The organism is Flavobacterium cheniae, from assembly GCF_004363695.1.
GTDB classification, from domain to species: domain Bacteria; phylum Bacteroidota; class Bacteroidia; order Flavobacteriales; family Flavobacteriaceae; genus Flavobacterium; species Flavobacterium cheniae.
The window spans coordinates 531,736-548,660 of record NZ_SNZC01000002.1 but is presented as its reverse complement, the minus strand read 5'-3'; the positions used below and the strand labels follow the sequence as shown (position 1 = coordinate 548,660).

The 16,925-nt window shown below is 31.6% G+C and carries 16 protein-coding genes; 5 read left to right on the top strand and 11 right to left on the bottom strand.

The window, feature by feature from the left end:
• Positions 1-46: 46 nt before the first annotated feature.
• On the bottom strand, positions 47-562 hold the full coding sequence (locus C8D80_RS07505) for a hypothetical protein (RefSeq protein WP_133608964.1): 516 nt from the start codon (positions 560-562) through the stop codon (positions 47-49).
• Positions 563-565: 3 nt separating this feature from the next.
• On the bottom strand, positions 566-2,005 hold the full coding sequence (locus C8D80_RS07500; protein WP_133608962.1) for a nucleoside recognition domain-containing protein: 1,440 nt from the start codon (positions 2,003-2,005) through the stop codon (positions 566-568).
• Positions 2,006-2,139: 134 nt separating this feature from the next.
• On the opposite strand from C8D80_RS07500, the gene C8D80_RS07495 reads away from it, so the two are divergent.
• Entirely contained in the window at positions 2,140-5,142 is a 3,003-nt protein-coding gene (locus C8D80_RS07495) for a S8 family serine peptidase (protein WP_133608960.1), read from the top strand.
• A 46-nt stretch (positions 5,143-5,188) separates the two neighbouring features.
• On the opposite strand, the gene C8D80_RS07490 is transcribed toward C8D80_RS07495, so the two are convergent.
• The 4 genes from C8D80_RS07490 to C8D80_RS07475 form a co-directional block, all read right to left on the bottom strand.
• Positions 5,189-5,902 carry a 3'-5' exonuclease gene (locus C8D80_RS07490; protein WP_133608958.1) on the bottom strand — a complete coding sequence of 238 codons (714 nt, stop codon included), beginning with the start codon at positions 5,900-5,902 and terminating at the stop codon, positions 5,189-5,191.
• A gap of 16 nt (positions 5,903-5,918) precedes the next feature.
• Positions 5,919-7,094: a serine hydrolase domain-containing protein gene (locus C8D80_RS07485; RefSeq protein WP_133608956.1), complete on the bottom strand. Its 1,176-nt coding sequence runs from the start codon at positions 7,092-7,094 to the stop codon at positions 5,919-5,921.
• Between the two features lie 61 nt (positions 7,095-7,155).
• Complete coding sequence (locus tag C8D80_RS07480; RefSeq protein ID WP_133608954.1) at positions 7,156-7,629, bottom strand: methylated-DNA--[protein]-cysteine S-methyltransferase; 474 nt, start codon at positions 7,627-7,629, stop codon at positions 7,156-7,158.
• A 71-nt stretch (positions 7,630-7,700) separates the two neighbouring features.
• A complete protein-coding gene (locus C8D80_RS07475; protein ID WP_133608952.1) occupies positions 7,701-8,186 on the bottom strand; it encodes a DUF1573 domain-containing protein in 486 nt (161 codons plus the stop codon).
• 145 nt (positions 8,187-8,331) lie between these two features.
• Between C8D80_RS07475 and C8D80_RS07470 the strand changes: the two genes are divergently transcribed.
• A complete protein-coding gene (locus C8D80_RS07470) occupies positions 8,332-9,600 on the top strand; it encodes a sensor histidine kinase (protein ID WP_133608950.1) in 1,269 nt (422 codons plus the stop codon).
• A complete protein-coding gene (locus tag C8D80_RS07465; RefSeq protein WP_133608948.1) occupies positions 9,593-10,279 on the top strand; it encodes a response regulator transcription factor in 687 nt (228 codons plus the stop codon). The genes C8D80_RS07470 and C8D80_RS07465 overlap by 8 nt, the downstream gene beginning before the upstream one ends.
• 7 nt (positions 10,280-10,286) lie before the next feature.
• Here C8D80_RS07465 and C8D80_RS07460 read toward each other — a convergent pair whose 3' ends face one another.
• Positions 10,287-10,700, bottom strand: a complete 414-nt coding sequence (locus C8D80_RS07460) for a c-type cytochrome (protein WP_133608946.1) — start codon at positions 10,698-10,700, stop codon at positions 10,287-10,289.
• A gap of 7 nt (positions 10,701-10,707) precedes the next feature.
• Entirely contained in the window at positions 10,708-11,703 is a 996-nt protein-coding gene (hemB, locus tag C8D80_RS07455; RefSeq protein WP_133608944.1) for a porphobilinogen synthase, read from the bottom strand.
• Between the two features lie 252 nt (positions 11,704-11,955).
• Here hemB and C8D80_RS07450 point away from each other — a divergent pair, with 252 nt between their 5' ends.
• On the top strand, positions 11,956-12,438 hold the full coding sequence (locus tag C8D80_RS07450; protein ID WP_242004827.1) for a hypothetical protein: 483 nt from the start codon (positions 11,956-11,958) through the stop codon (positions 12,436-12,438).
• A gap of 7 nt (positions 12,439-12,445) precedes the next feature.
• Positions 12,446-14,314, top strand: coding sequence for a hypothetical protein (locus tag C8D80_RS07445; RefSeq protein WP_133608940.1), 1,869 nt, complete (start codon positions 12,446-12,448; stop codon positions 14,312-14,314).
• 52 nt (positions 14,315-14,366) lie between these two features.
• Here C8D80_RS07445 and hemF read toward each other — a convergent pair whose 3' ends face one another.
• From hemF to C8D80_RS07430, 3 genes are read right to left on the bottom strand one after another with little or no spacing between them, the layout of a single operon-like run.
• Complete coding sequence (gene hemF / locus C8D80_RS07440) at positions 14,367-15,269, bottom strand: oxygen-dependent coproporphyrinogen oxidase (RefSeq protein ID WP_133608938.1); 903 nt, start codon at positions 15,267-15,269, stop codon at positions 14,367-14,369.
• Between the two features lies 1 nt (position 15,270).
• On the bottom strand, positions 15,271-16,374 hold the full coding sequence (locus C8D80_RS07435; protein ID WP_133608936.1) for a tetratricopeptide repeat protein: 1,104 nt from the start codon (positions 16,372-16,374) through the stop codon (positions 15,271-15,273).
• A gap of 6 nt (positions 16,375-16,380) precedes the next feature.
• Positions 16,381-16,917 carry a GNAT family N-acetyltransferase gene (locus C8D80_RS07430; protein ID WP_133608934.1) on the bottom strand — a complete coding sequence of 179 codons (537 nt, stop codon included), beginning with the start codon at positions 16,915-16,917 and terminating at the stop codon, positions 16,381-16,383.
• Positions 16,918-16,925: the final 8 nt, after the last annotated feature.

Below are 16,925 nucleotides of genomic sequence, written 5' to 3'. Positions count from 1 at the left end.
TTTGATGGGAATGGAAAAATGAATTTTGGTTATTTGTTATATAGATTTAATCAATTTGTATTTTTCTAACTTCTCCATGATGTAAAAAATATTTATGTTTATCACAAAATACGATTTCAATTATTTCAATGTTTTTATTCTTATTTAGTATTAATTCATAGAAAGAACTATAAGGAAAAATGGTATTTACTTTAATTGAAATATTAAATTTAAAAGTTTGATTGTTAGTTTTAAGTTCATGTATCGTAAGGCCTTTTGGTTGATAAATACGTTCAATTTTCCTAACATCTTCGTATTTTATTTCGGAAATAAAATCTTTTTTAAGATGAATAATTTGTTCGTCTGTAAATAGAATTAGATTATTTTCATGATTGAATTTATTTAGAATAAATATCAAAGTTGAAATGACTAAAATAAAAGAAATTAAAAATCCAAATATGCCATAAATAATAGATATAGGCATAAAAATAAATACAATTAACAATAATAATCCCGTGATATATTTATGCCTATAGTATAAATTAAGATCACCGTAAAATTTATAATTATAATTACTTTTCATCCCTTAAAAAAACCAACTCGCCACAAAAATCGCTGTAATTACGCAGATTAAATCCACTAAAAGCATCATGCCTAACGTATAACGTGTGTTTTTCACATTGATACTTCCAAAATAAACGGCAATCACGTAGAAAGTTGTTTCGGCACTGCATTGGAAAATACAGCTCAATCTTCCCGTTAAGGAGTCAGGTCCAAATTGCTTCATCGCATCAATCATAAAACCTCGTGAACCACCAGAACTAAAAGGACGCAACATCGCCACAGGGAGTGAATCGGTGATCTCTTTAGCGACACCAAGATGAGCAAATAGAAATGAAATTCCGTAGCTTATATTTTCAAACAAACCACTATTTCTGAATAACGAAATAGCTACTAACATTCCCATTACATAAGGAAAAATAGTTACTCCCGTTTTTAATCCGTTGTTGGCTCCTGATACAAATGTGTCGAAAATGGTTGTTTTTTGTTCTACGAATTTCTTCTCCTGAACGAAAGAAAAAATCAAAGTTCCACCTATGATTAATATCAATAACAATCCAGAAAGATTAGAAGTAAAATAATTTTTCCCGATTAAATCTAAACTGTTTACGTAAAATAATAATCCAACAATGGCTCCGATAACACCCATTAAAGCCGCTAATAAAGAAGCACTTTTGAAATTTACTTTTTGTTTTATTCCCACCAAAATGAAAGCAGCAATTGTTCCTACGAAAGAAGTAATGATACAAGGCAACATTACATCAGCAGGATTGGCAGCATGTTCAGCCGCACGATAACCAATAATTGAGGTTGGGATTAATGTTAAACCCGCAGCATGTAAGCACATGAACATGATTTGGGCATCACTTGCTCTGTCTTTATCAGGATTTAATTCTTGTAAACTTTGCATAGCTTTCAAACCAAAAGGAGTTGCCGCTGAGTCTAATCCTAAAAAGTTGGCGGAAAAGTTCAACGTCATATATGAAATCGATTCGTGGTTTTTAGGAATCGAAGGAAATACTTTAGCAAATAACGGACTTAGTTTTTTAGCTAATCTTTCAGAAGCGCCTGAAATTATAAGCAATTCCATGATACCACAGAAAAAAGATAAATAGGCAATTAATGGTAGAATTAAATCAAACAAACTGCTTTTGGTCATAGGAAGTAAACCATCGGCTTTTTGTTTTCCGCTGTAGATTTTTACGGTTTGATTATTATAGATGTAGGTAGTGTCGGCATCCTTTTCATTTTTATTAATAACGAATGTTTTGTCTTCCGCTTTTTGTACGCTGTCTTGTACAAATTGGGGCACTTCTTTTAAATACTTTTCACCTATTAAAAGAGGTTCGCCTTGTTTGCCATTCAACACATAATCAATAGAATAGTATTGAGAAGAAAACAATCCGAAAACAATAAAAAAGATAGACGATATAAATATCACTAACCAGAATCTGCTTAAAACCATAAATTGTTATTTTTTCGTAAATGTACTATAATTCAAAATATTTCAACAAATATTAAAAAAATATAAATATTTAGTGATTTTAAGAAATAATTATATATTTGTAAATAATATATTAACCCAAGCTACTAAACATTATGAAAATCAGAAGATTACTATTTATTTTTTCATTGTCTATTTCTGGTTTTGTCTTTTCTCAAACAAAAGAAGATGTAGAGAAAATCACAAAAAATTACGATTTAGATAAATTAAAAGAATTGCAAGTTTCTTACAAAAAGAAAGAAGCAGCAGAAAAAAAAGCAGCTTATGAAGTAGCTGAAAGAAATGGATGGCCAATTACCTTTGAAAAAGACGGTGTTTACCATGAGTTAATGAAATTAACTCCAGATGGGAATCAACCGATTTATTATGCTACAGAAAGTAATGTAATAGCCGCAAGATCTACAAGAGCGAATTTTTTAAATACTGGAGGTGGATTAGGTTTAACACTTGATGGTCAAAACATGGTTGCTCGTGTATGGGATGGTGGACCAGTTAGAAGCACTCACAATGCCTTTTATACAAGTAGCACTAACACTACTAGTAGAGTTACAGCTGTAGATACTCCTTTTTCGTCACCTTCTACAAATAGTAGTCATGGTACACATGTTACAGGTACAATTTTAGCTTTACCATGGAATGCCGGAAGTGCTCAAGTAAAAGGTATGGCAACAAGTGCTACAGCAAGAACTTTTGATTGGACAGATGACGAAACTGAGGCTATCAATGAAGCAGCAAATGGAATGTTGTTATCTAATCATTCATATGGCGTACCAGTGACAGGCGGGACTGGTCCACTTCCAGCATGGTATATTGGAGCATATGTTGAAGATTCAAGGGCTTGGGATGAAATTACTTATAATGCGCCTTTTTATTTACCAGTTTATTCCGCTGGAAATGATGGAAATAATAATGATAATTCAGACCCAATAGCATTTGGTATAGATAAATTAGTGGGTAATAAAGTTGCAAAAAATGTGCTAACCATTGCTAATGCACAAGATGCTACAATTGCTGCAGACGGATCTTTAACTTCTGTTAATATAAATTCAGGCAGTAGCCAAGGTCCATCTGATGATAGAAGAATTAAACCGGATATTACAGGAAATGGTACTGGCTTAGTATCTCCTATTAGTACAGGTAATACTACTACTGCTGATTACTCAGGAACGTCAATGGCTGCTCCAAACGTTACAGGAACTTTACTTCTTTTGCAACAGCATCACAAAAACGTTACAAATAGTTTTATGAAAGCAGCTACATTAAAGGGGTTAGCTTGTCATACAGCTGATGATGCAGGAACTGTTGGACCTGACCCTTCTTTTGGTTGGGGATTATTAAATGCAAAAAAAGCTGCTGAAACTATAAATAATAACGGTTTAACATCATGGATTTCTGAAGAAAGATTAAACCAAGGTCAAACGTTTACTATGACTGTTAGATCAAATGGAGGAGCTGCAAACCCTCTTATTGCATCTATTACGTGGACAGATGTTCCAGGAGTTGCAAACAATAGTCTAATAGTTAATGATCTTACAAGAGCTTTAGTTAATGATTTAGACATTAGAATAACTAAAGATGGAACTACTTATTATCCATGGAAATTAAATAGCCTTGACCCTACATTAGCTGCTACTAGAGCAGGAGATAATAATATTGATAACGTAGAGTTAGTAAGAATTGATTCTCCAGCAGCAGGGGATTATGTAATAACAATTACTCATAAAGGTAATTTAGTTACTGGAGGTCAGAATTATTCTTTAGTTGTAACTGGAATTTCGTCTAGTTTTGGATTAATTTCAAAATCAAATGATGTTGTTTTATGTTCTACTGCAAATGCATCATATACTTTTGATTATAAACAATCGGGAGCTGGTACTACTAATTTTACTGCAACTGGTGTTCCGGCAGGAGCTACAGTAAGTTTTACACCAACTAGTTTAAGTGCAAACGGAACAGTTACAATGAATGTTACTAATTTAGGTTCTGTAACACCTGGTTTTTATAACATAGGTATTGTTGGGAATAACGGCACAGAAACTGAAACAAGAACTAAGTCATTAAGAGTGTTTAGCTCTACTTTTACTCCAATTACGTTAACAAGTCCTTTAAATGGATTTAATGGTACACCAACTTCAATTAATTTAGATTGGCAAGATGACATCAATGCAGAAAATTACCTTCTTCAAGTTTCTACGACCTCAACATTTACTACAACTGTAGTTAATCAATTAATACAAGAATCTAATTTTATTGCATCTAATTTAAACCAAGATACTGTTTATTATTGGAGAGTTGTTCCTTCAAACAGATGTGGTTCAGCAACAAATGCATCTGCAGTTGTAAATTCTTTTAAAACAGGAATTATATCATGTGGTAATATATTTAACGCAACAGATTTTTCTGATGCAACAATTGCTACTACTGCTAATGTTACTGCTTCAGTTCCAATAAATGTTACAGGAGGAATCATAATAGGTGATTTGAAAGTAACTCTAGATATTTCACACACTTGGATTGGAGACATGATAATTTCTCTTGAAGGACCTGCTTCGATAGGTAGTCCAGAAATTATTTTACTGAACCAACCATGTTCAGGTAGTGGTTCTACTTATCCAAATATTTTAGCGACACTAGATGAAGCAGGTGCTGCACTTGTTTGTGAAGCAACATCACCTGTTGTTAGAGGTATCGTAGCGCCTTTTGAAAGTTTTATAGATTTTAATGGGTTGAATGCCGATGGAGTTTGGACATTAAAAGTTTCAGATGTTGGTAATCAAGATGGTGGAGCAATTAATGCAGTTTCTTTAAACTTTTGCAACGTTGTACCAGGAACATTAGGTTCTAATGATACTGTTTTAAATTCATTAAAAGTTTATCCTAACCCTGCTAAAGGTATTGTTAATATCGATTTAGCTGGAAGTGTAACAGGTGAAACAACCTATGAATTATTTGATGTTCAAGGAAGAAAAGTAATTTCTAAAGTTTCTTCTAATAACATTGAAACATTAAATATTGAAAATTTATCGGAAGGTATTTATATGTTAAGCATTCAAAATGGAGGTGCTAAAACCACAAAAAAATTGGTTATTAATAAATAATCATTAGCATAAAAATAAAAAAGGGAGCTTAATTAGCTCCCTTTTTTTATACATGAATAATTTCATCTTCCACCAACAAATCTTCTCGTCTTAATCTCAGAAAAATTTGTGCTACAGCAATTACATCTTTTTCACAATAAGTAATAATTCGGTCAATATCGTTTTCTACGTAAAAAACGTGCGCCACTTCACTTCCGTCAATGTCATCTTTTGGAGATGGAATACCAAGTACTTTTGTAAGTAATTTTAATGAAGTAAAATGTTTGTAGTCGCCAAACTTCCATAATTCTAACGTATCTAGATGTGCTACTTCCCATGGTTTTTTGCCGAATAAATTCAACTTATTTGGAAGTGCAATTCCATTGATTATCATGCGTCGAGCTATAAACGGAATATCAAATTCTTTAGCATTATGACCACATAAAACGTGTTGTGCTCCGTTAAAATGTGTGTTTAGTAAATTAGAAAAATCGTTTAAAATTTTCTTTTCTTCTCCCCAAAAACTAGTAACGCGAAAGTTTCTAATATCACCTTTGTTTACAAAGTAACCCACAGAAATAGTAATAATTTTTCCAAATTCAGCCCAAATTCCGGCTCTTTCGTAAAAATCTTCTGCCGAGACTTCATCTTTACGTTGGTATTGTGTTTTTTGTTCCCAAAGTTGTTGGGTTTCGCTATCTAAACCACGATAATTGTGGTATTCTGGAACCGTTTCAATGTCTAAAAACAGAATGTTGTTTAAATTAATTTTTTCAATCATAGAGAGTAGTAGTTGATTAATGTATTTCTTTTTTGTTTTTTCTTTGTTCTAACATATTGTAAGCTTCTTCTATATATGTATATAAGTCTTCGCTGTGAGGATCATAAGTTGTTTGTACACCTTTTAAATGGCCTAATCTTACGATGATTAATTTATCTTCAGGAATTACAATTACAAATTGCCCTAAATGCCCGCGCATATAATATAAATCTTTTCCTAAAAAGTTGTGCATCCACCAACCATATCCATATTGCGGACTTTTTTCAAAACGTGGAGTTATACATTTTTTCACGAATGCGCTATCTAGTAATTGTTTACCATTCCATTTTCCATTGTTTAAATATAGTTTTCCAAAACGAGCAAAATCCCTAGCATTACTAGCAATACAACAATACGCTTTTTCAATTCCGTCTGGTTCTTCGTCAAGTTGCCAAAGCGCTTCATTTTCGGCTCCCATGGGTTGCCAAAAGTGTTTTGAAACATAATCAGATAAATGTTCACCAGTAGCTTTTTCAATACACATCGCCAATAATTGAGTAGCGCCACTTAAATATTTGAAAGATTTTCCTGGCTTTTCTTTTATGTCTAAACCTAAAATAATTCCTTTTAAATCATCATCAAAATAAGCGCGGGTTACAATTGAAAATGGGCTATAATATTTTTCATCCCAACTTAACCCAGAAGCCATTGAAGATAAATCACCTATGGTTACGTCTTTTGCATAATTACCTTTTAATTCCGGAAAAAAGTCTGTTACTTTTTGGTCTAAGCTTTTAATTTTTCCATCCATAATGGCTTTTCCCATCGCCATAGTAACGACACTTTTTGCCATGGAAAAGGAATTGGATTTCGAGTTTTTATCAAATCCATCAAAATAACTTTCGTGCCAAATACTATCATTTTTAATGATGAGATAAGCAATGGTTTGAAGCTCTTTATGTGTTTTTTGTAAATTTTGAGTTGCAGGAACAGAGTTATAATCTGATGAAATTGCCCAAGGTTGAGCAGTTCCTTTTTTAATTTCTCTATTTGGAAATTCTTTGTAATCTTCTAAAAATGCGGTTGTATAACCTTTGAAATAAATGGTTCTTACAGCACGTAATAGGTAATCAACATCAAAAATATACATTAAAACAATGATGCTCGCTAAAATAATAGCGAACCACTTGAAGAATTTTAAAAGAAATTTCATTTCCTAATTTTATAAGATTGTGTTATAAAAGTAGGAAAAAGTTAGAATGATTTTAAAAAATCTAAAACAAACTTTCTTGTTTTACTGGATTTTCGTGTTCGAGCAGCCATTTTTTACGCCACAAACCACCTGCATAACCTGTTAATGAGCCGTCGCTTCCAATAACTCTGTGGCATGGAACTACAATCCAAAGTGGATTTTTTCCATTGGCAGAAGCAACTGCACGAATTGCTTTTACATCTCCTAATTTTTTTGATAATTCTAAATAGGAACATGTTTTCCCGAAAGGAATATTTACTAATTCTTGCCAAACTTTTTGTTGAAAATCAGTTCCTGCTGGATTAATTTTAAATGAAAACTCAGTACTTTTCCCTTCAAAATATTCTTTAAGTTGTAAAACAGCCTCTTTTAATTCCTTCGGAATTTTTGTAGAAATTTCAATGTCTTCATTCATCACATGAATTTTTGAAATTCCGTTTTCATCTCCTTGAATTTCTGTACAACCAAGCGGTGTGTTTATAATGACTGTTTTCATTTTGTAAATATAAAAAAACCACCTTTTGACAGGTGGTTTAATAAGATGTAAAAGCTGAATTAATAATATTGTTAAGATTTAATCTCTTCTTTTTTCTCAGTAGCTGGTTCTAATACTTTTCCTTTGAAAGATAAAGTTTTTACTGCTTCAGCTCCGTTTTCAGTAGTTGTAATTGTAACTGATTTTTGAAATTGACCACCAGATGCAGCATTAAAAGTTGCAGCAACCATTCCTTTTTCTCCTGGTTTAATTGGAGTTTTTGTGTAATTTGCAGCAGTACAACCACAAGCTGGTCTTACATTTGTAATTAAGATAGTTTCTTTTGTAGTGTTTGTAAAAGAAAATTCATAAGTAACTGGTTTTCCTTTTTCAATATCTCCAAAATCATGCATTTCTTGATCCCATTTAATGTTTGATTGTTTTGGAGCAACTGGAGTTTTAACTTCTGTTGGAGTAACTTGAATTGCTTTAGCAGTTTCTATTTTTGCATCTTTTAATTGTGCAAATGAAGCACTAGCTATAAATAAAGCTACAATTGATAATTTAATTGATTTCATACTGTATATGTTTTTAGTTATTTTAAATTTGTTATACAAAACTAAAAAACTTTTAAACGGGTGTTGTTAATTAAATTTTAATGATTGTTAATGACATGTTAATAGGGATTTTTAGACCCACATTTTTTGTAATATCGAACTCATTATGAAGTTTAACAGATTTAATACCGTAATTTTCATTGGGTTTTTAGCAATTGTTGGTGTTATCATCATGCAGTTGTTTTTGCTCAATCAGGCCTATATTTTTGAAAAAAAAGATATGGAAGATAAAATCCATTTTGCTTTGCAAGATGTGGTGGAAAAAATTTATAGAGATAATAAATCAGAATTACCTATTACCAATCAAATTAAGAAAGTTTCTGAAAACTACTTTATAGTTAACGTTAACGATGTTTTCGAAAACAGAATCTTAGAACAATATTTAAAACTTGAATTTGAAAAAGTAAAATTGGAACTCGATTTTGAATATGCTATTTATGACTGTAGTTCAGATGAAATGGTTTACGGAAATTACATTTCGATTAACGGAAAATCTGAAAAATTTTGTGAAGATTGTTTTTCAAAAAATAGCGATTTAACGTATTATTTTGCAGTGCGTTTCCCACATATTGAACAAACCTATTTTAAAAGTCTATCGCAATATTGGATATTTACAGGTGTGTTGTTTTTGGTTTTAATTATTTATGTGTACTCGGTATTTTTAATGTTGCAACAAAAAAGATATACCGATTTACAAAAGGATTTCATTAATAATATGACACATGAGTTTAAAACACCTTTAGCTTCTATTTTGATTGCTTCAAATTATGCCAATACACAAAAAGAAATTGTTGATAATCCAAGATTGTCAAAATACATGCAAATTATCATCAATCAAAGCAATAAATTAAATCAACACATTGAGAAAATTTTGTACGTAGCCAAAACCGAAAGCAAGCAAATTGTTTTGGATAAAACCAAAGTAGATGTAAAAGTATTACTCGAATTGGTTAAAGAAAATATCGTTTTAAAACATCAGAAAGAAATAAAAATAGACATTCAATTAGAGCGTGATTATATAATTCAAGCTGATGAATTTCATTTTTATAATGTGCTTTATAATATTATGGATAATGCGGTAAAATATTCGGGTTTAAACCCAATAATCCAAATTCAATCCAAAGAAAATGAGAAAGGATTACTATTGAAATTTTCGGATAATGGAGTAGGAATTCCAGCTAATGATTTACCATTTGTGTTTGATAAGTTTTTTAGAGTTGCACGAGAAGACAGTAAAGATATAGAAGGATTTGGTATTGGACTTTCGTATGTAAAACGTGTTTGCGAATGGCACAAATGGAAAGTTTTTGCAACTAATAATGAAGACAAAGGAATTACAATATCCATCCAAATAAATAAAAACGATTATGAGTAAGAAACGTATTTTGTATGTAGAAGACGACGAAACCCTAGCGTTTTTAACTTCCGATAATTTAGAACAGCATTTTGAAGTTGTGCATTGCAACAACGGGAAAGAAGCATTTCAACTGTTTTGTAAAGAAACGTTTGATTTGTGCGTTTTGGATATTATGTTGCCCGATATGGACGGATTTGAAATAGCAACCGAAATTAGAAAGCGAAATCAAGAAATTCCGATCATTTTTCTATCGGCAAAAACCATGAAAGAAGACCGAATTAAAGGTTTGAAATTGGGTGCCGATGATTATTTGGTAAAACCCTATTCGATTGAAGAATTAATTTTAAAAATAGAAATTTTCTTAAACCGAAGTCAGAAATCAACCGATAATTCAACACAAAAACAATATACTTTTGGAAGTTTTCAATTTGAACCTGAGAATTATTTGTTGAAAAATGACAGTCAAAAAATCACGTTAACCGAAAGAGAAGCATCGCTTTTAAAATTGTTTTTAGACAATCCAAATACGGTTTTAAAACGTGAAAAAATCCTAATGGAATTATGGGGAAGCGATGATTATTTCCTTGGGAGAAGTTTAGATGTATTCATTTCAAGATTACGAAAAATCATAAAAGAAGAAACCCACGTGAGAATAGAAAACATTCCGCGCGTGGGCTTTAAATTGGTGGTTGAGTAATCGCTTTTTATTCGAAACTCATCATATATACTTCTAAAGCTTTACGTTCTTCAGCCGTCATAGCTTTGGTAATTGCAAAGTTCGTTTTCATGGTTTCATATTGTGTTGGATCAACAATTGGCTCTCCTTCTTCGTTGATGAAAGCAGCAATACTGGCATCTTTTTCTTTGTAAATCTTAGCAATTTCTTTTATTGACGGACCAATTACTTTCGTATCTGGTTTATGACATGCTGTACACGTTCCTTTCCCTTCGAAAAGTTCTTGCCCTTTAGCGAATAATGGATCAACTGTTGTCTCAGTGGTTGTCTCAGTTTTTTCTTCAACTGGATTTCCGTAAGCATCCGTTTCTTTTTTTTCACCACAATTAGTCAATGAAATGGCTAATGCAAAAACAGCGAATGATTTTAATATATGTTTCATTTTAAAATTATTTATTTAATAAAATGGCTGCTTCTTTTGCGAAATAAGTTGAAATCAAACTCGCCCCCGCTCTTTTGATACACATTAATTGTTCCATCATAATTTTGTCGTGATCTAACCAACCTCTTTCAGAAGCTGCTTTAATCATAGCATATTCTCCAGAAACATGAAAAACCGTTACTGGAACATCAACCGCATTTTTAACTTCACGAACGATATCTAAATAGGCAATTCCAGGTTTTACCATAACCATATCCGCTCCTTCTTCTACATCCCACAATGCTTCTTTAACCGCTTCGATGCGATTAGCGTAATCCATTTGGTATGTTTTTTTGTCTTTCGGCACTGCTACGTCAGCATCTTTCGGAGCACTATCTAATGCATCACGAAACGGACCGTAAAAAGCAGAAGCATATTTTGCAGAATAACTCATAATACCCACATTGTGAAATCCCGCAGCATCTAAACCTTGACGTAAACGTAATACACGACCATCCATCATGTCGCTTGGCGCAACAAAATCGGCGCCTGCTTTTGCATGAGAAACTGCCATTTTTACTAAAGCATCATTGGTTGCATCATTAGCTACATCACCTTTTTCGATGATACCATCGTGACCATAAATTGAATAAGGGTCTAAAGCTACATCAGGCATCACAATCATTTCTGGGCATGCCGCTTTGATAGCACGAATGGCTCTTTGCATCAAACCATTGTCGTTCCAAGCTTCTTTTCCGGTATTGTCTTTTAAATCATCGCTTACTTTTACGTAAATATTGACAGCTCTTATGCCTAAAGCGTATAATTCTTTTACTTCTTCCACCGTTAAATCTAATGTACGACGGAAAATTCCTGGCATAGAAGAGATTTCTACTTTCGTGTTTTCTCCTTCCATGATAAACATTGGAAACATAAAATCAGCCGGACTTAATGTGGTTTCGCGAACTAAACTTCTTATAGATTCGTTTACTCTTAAACGACGACCTCTGTGTAATGGAAACATAATTTGATATTCAAATATTAATGCGTAAAGTTACTAATTTTTCATCTATTTCTTTCTTTTGCAAAAGACATAAATCTGTAAAAATATTCTTAGTTTTGCAGTATGAAGAAGCTAATTATTCTTAGCATTTGTTTGCTACTAACCAGTTGTTTCGAAATAACTGAAAAAATCAAACACAATAGTGATCAAAGTGGTGACTATAGTTTGGTTGTAGATTTTTCGAGTTCATGGTTTAAAACAAAATCGGCTATAATGTTAGAAGAAGTCGATGGTGTAAGCATTCCAAATGAGGAAGATATTAAATCTAAGTTAGCACAATTTAGAGCTGAAGCTTCAAAAATTAAAGGTATTTCAAAAATTTCCACCTCATACGATTTTAACACCTATATTTTCAAAATCAATTTTTCATACAATTCTTTAGAAACGTTGAATGCTGTTTTAAATGCAATAGATAAAAAAAATACTTTAGTTCATTTTAAAAACAATAATGGCAAATTTGAGCGAATCGCTTCTTATCCGTTACCTAAAAATTTAATAAAGAACGAAGACAAAAAAGAAGATTTACTGAAAGCAAATATAGTTGCCGTTTATACTTTTGATAAAGATGTGGCAATGGTACAAAATGCGAATAGTAAACTTTCAAAATCCAAAAAAACAGTGTTTTTAAAACAGAATATATGGAATGTTTTAAACAACAACAAGCTGATGAATAATTCCATAAGTTTCAATCCTTAATTCAATTATGAAAAAGATTTTTTATTTCTTATTCTTATTTCCAGTATTGGTGTTTAGTCAAGAAAAACTGGAAAAGTATGATTATTTTGTGCAATTCAACACACAACAATTTGCTAAAAAAGTAAATATTGATAGCTTGTTTAATCACAAAGTTTTTAAAAGTGTAAACCAAGCTGATTCCGATTTTAAATTAAACGATTTTATTTCGTTCATAGATAAATCTAATCCCGTAACCATTCATGGAAATTTTACCGATAGTATAGCGTATTATCAAATGACATTTCCATTAAAAGATGTAAATGGTTGGAATGCTTTTATCCAAAATAAAGTCAATAATAATAACTCAAAAACAACTGATTCTATTAAAGAAGTTATTAAAACGCATTCAAAATACACTGTTTATTCGCCTAAAAAAGACGATTTTACAATGGCGTGGAATGACGGCAACTTCATTATTTATGGACTTGTTGAAACCAATAATAATTTTACTAACGCAGATTTTTCAGACGCTATGTTGGTAGCCGATAGTGCTGCAGTTGTAGTAGATGAAGAGTATTATGAAGACCCTCCAGTAGAAGTGATTGAAATTGAAGAAGTTGCTCCAATAGAGGAAATTGTTGAAAAAAGAATTGGAGTTGAAGAAGCCATTTCTGAAGATGAAAATATCGAAGTGGTAGAAGCTGTTGAAGATGAAGAGTATAAAAAATGGATTGCCTCTTTTGAAAAAGAGCAAGCAGAACAACGAATCCAAAAACAAGAAAAGCAAGAGGAACAAATAGCTCTTTTATTTGAAAATGGATTTGTAACACCAACTTCAACTAAAGTAAGTACCAATGCAGATATTGCTTCATGGATTAATTATGAAGCAGTTTATGGCAAAATGAGTTCGTTTTATTATTTGTTAGGTTCTATCAATTCAAACAACGGCATAAATAATTCCAATAATTCAATTAAAGGAATGAATGTTGATTTCTATTTTGAAAACAACAAAGCTAGAATGGAACAAAAAGTGGAATATTCAGAATCTCTTGCCAATGTAATGCAAAAAGTAGTTGCCAGAAAACCGAATAAAAACATTTATAATTATTTTCCAAAGCAAGAACCTTTAGCGTATTTTTCCTATCACTCAAGTACAGAAGAATTACTTAAAAACTATCCAGAAATTATGGAGCAGCTTTTAAGTAATATGCCAATTGACAAACAAGATACAGAAATAATAACAGATTTAATTTCAACAATTGTTGATGAAGAAGCCACAGCAACTCTTTTTGATGGCGATATTTCTATGTTTTTACATGCCATGGAGTCTTATGAAAGTACCTTTATGTCGAGAACTTATGATGAAAATTACGAAGAACTAGAAGAAGAAAAAACCATCACTAAAACCCGACCAATTTTCACCATGATTATGACTTCTACACATCCAAAAATGGGAGATAAATTATTGAATTTAGGTGTTAGAAAAAATCTTTTACAAAAAGGAGATGGTTATTATTTAGTAAATCAATCAGAAGATTTAGGAGATATGATTATACTTAAAAAAGGGGATGTTATGGTGTTTACAAATGGATTAAAGTATTTGAATGATGGCTCAAAGTCTGATTTTACTAAGAAAGTAAAGAAAGATTTATCGAAGAATTATTTTTACGGAAATTTTGAAATGCAACGTTTTTTCAAAGCGTATTTATTAAACCAAGATTTAGGAAGTGATACAGCAAAAATGATACGTTTAGGGAATCAGTTTAAAAATATGGAATTCAAAGCGTCAAATAAACTAAACAATCATATTATGAAATTAGAAATGGAAATCAATTCTAATTTTTCAAATGAAAATATTATACTTCAGACTTTGGATTTAATCGATTTTTTAGATTAATTCAAATGAAATAAATAAAAAACTCCGCTACTTAAATAGCGGAGTTTTTTATTTATAGCCAGTCAACTGGTTTTGCTAATACTTTTAGTAATTTTTCTTCTTCGCTTCCTGGTTCAGGATGATGGTCATACACCCATTGCACATGTGGTGGTAAACTCATCAAAATACTTTCTATTCTTCCGTTAGTTTTTAGTCCGAAAAGTGTTCCTTTATCATGAACCAAATTGAATTCTACATAACGACCACGACGAATTTCTTGCCATGTGCGTTGTGCATCTGTATATGGTAAATCTTTTCTTTTTTCCACAATTGGAACATATGCTTGTAAGAAAGAATTTCCAACTTCTGACACGAAATTAAACCAATCTTCCATCGACATTTGCTCGGTTGCTTTCAAATAATCGAAAAATAAACCGCCAATTCCACGAGCTTCAAATCTGTGGGCGTTCCAGAAATACTCATCGCATTTCTTTTTATAGTTCGGATAAAATTCAGGGTTATGTTTGTCACAAGCCGTTTTACAAGTTTGATGAAAATGTTTGGCATCTTCTTCAAATAAGTAATAAGGTGTTAAATCTTGTCCGCCACCAAACCATTGGTTAATGATATTGCCGTTTTCATCATACATTTCAAAATAACGCCAATTCGCATGAACCGTTGGCACCATCGGATTTTTAGGATGAATTACCAAACTCAATCCGCAAGCGAAAAAATCGGCTTCTCCAACACCAAACATTTTTTGCATCGTATCGGGTAATTTACCATGAACGGCTGAAATATTTACACCACCTTTTTCAAAAACATTTCCGTTTTCAATAACACGTGTGCGACCGCCACCGCCTTCTGGTCGTTCCCATAAATCTTCTCGAAATTTGGTACCGCCATCGATGTCCTCTAATCCTTTACAGATTTGATCTTGTAGGGTTTGTATGTATTGATAGAATTTATTTTTCAATTTAAATATGTTTTTTTCGAAGTTTTATAATCACAATAATTCCAACAATAACTAATGTAATGATTAATCCAATGATTAGTTTGTTAGATATTTTATCTCCGCTTTTAGTAATTCTATTTTGATTATTTTGAGCAACATTGTTCTTATTTGTAGAATCTGTTTTTGCATAAAAATTTTGTGCGAACTCAATATCTAAATCTTTGTTTTGGATAACCCAATTTGATTCTTTTTTTTCAATTTCAGCATATCTGCTTTTCCCAATTAGAATACCTTTTTTAACTTCTTTAAGCAATTCTTCGTAAGTGTTTTTATCACTTTCTTGCATGCTCAAAAACATTTGAATGTTTTCTTTGGTTTTGAGAGAAACTGAACCGGCATTGTATAAATCAGAAGCCATATATGCCATAGCTGATAATCTTTTAGCTCCAGGTTCACTATATGATTCATTAAGCAAAACATCTCCAAGAGCATTCAAAAGAATAGGAGAGTTATAATTACCAAAACGCATCATTCCTAAAATTCCTTTTACGGCTTTTTTAATTTCATCTTCAGGGAGAAAATCTTTCGTTGAATTATTTTTGGTTTTGTATTTTTCTAATAAAAAGGTGTAAAAATTGTTAGATTCAGACCCCTTTTTTTTATTTGATAGAATAAATTCAACAAGGTATTTTTGATATATTTCTCTTCCAAAGTGCGCCTCAGGATTTATTTTTATAGCTTTATTAATATATATTAATCCTTCTTCAAATTGCTCATCATGTATATAAAAAGTACCAAGATTAGCGAATGTTTCATATAAATTTGGAGCAAATTTTTCCTTAAGCTTCATAAGCTCAATAGCTTTTTTATCATTGCCTAATTTTGAATATGCCACTGCCAAATCATCAAAAAGTAAAGGGTCTTTACTTCCTTTATCAATTAGTGGTTGAATTTTAGCAATACGCCATTGGTAATATGAATTGGAGTGCCTGTCAAAATTCCCAGTCATTAATTCAAAAGCATCTGGAAACTTTTGTTTTTCCATTGCATAAGTGTCTCTATCCCAAAGGCACGCATTAATAAAGTTTGAAAATAATAAAATAAATACAGTTAAAATTGCTCTCATTTTAATTTATTTTTCATGTTCTAATTCATATAATTCCATATCCAATGGAGTTTCATTTGGAGGTGTGTATTCATTTAAAAGTGTTCTTTTCCATGTGAAACCGCACTTTTCTGCAACTTTACAACTTCCAATATTTGTTTTATGAGCAATAATTTGAAATTTATTGAATCCTAAAACTTCAAAACCGTATTTTGTGGTTCGAGCAATAGCTTTTGACATCCAACCTTTGTTTTCGTATTCTGAACTAATACAATAGGCAAATTCTCCTTGTTTCGTATCCCAATTTATTTCTTTGATGATGATCAAACCAGCAATTTTTGAATTAGAAACATCTTTAATTCCAAAAGTAAATTCAGACTTTGAAACGTTTTCTTTTCTTTTTTCTTCAATATAACTTAAACTATCTTTTATGGATAGATTTTTAGATAGTGTAATTGGAAAGTAACGTTTAAAGTTATCAAAATTCAAAACCATCATTTCAGATAAACTTTTTGCGTCATCTGCTTGTAAAGTGATTATATGAAATGAATCGGTTTCTATCATTAGTTATA